At 45.3% G+C, this 278-nt stretch carries 1 protein-coding gene; it reads left to right on the top strand.

What is annotated here, in order from left to right; all coding sequences use genetic code 11:
• Positions 1-66: 66 nt before the first annotated feature.
• On the top strand, positions 67-278 hold a 212-nt coding region (locus PZC42_RS21090; protein WP_277214074.1), incomplete at its 3' end, for a glutathione S-transferase N-terminal domain-containing protein.

The raw sequence follows: 278 nt of genomic DNA, 5'->3' as shown, positions 1-278 counted from the left end.
AAGAACGCGAACTGAGGTATTTCACCTAGCAGTTTGCGTTTATTTTATGAAATCTGGAGGGGATCAATGGCTCTGGCTGCCAATAAACGCTCTATTATGACCCTGTTTTCCGGGGCTGATGATTTGTACAGCCATCAGGTTCGTATTGTACTGGCTGAAAAAGGGGTAACAGTGGATGTGCTGCAGGTAGACCCTAATGACTTGCCTGAAGATCTACTCGAACTGAATCCTTATAACTCAGTGCCAACGCTGGTTGACCGTGAATTAGTGCTGTATGA

Origin of the sequence: Isoptericola croceus (assembly GCF_029382255.1) — a bacterium.
Classification (GTDB): Bacteria; Actinomycetota; Actinomycetes; order Actinomycetales; family Cellulomonadaceae; genus Isoptericola; species Isoptericola croceus.
This window is presented reverse-complemented; position numbering and strand designations above follow the sequence as displayed.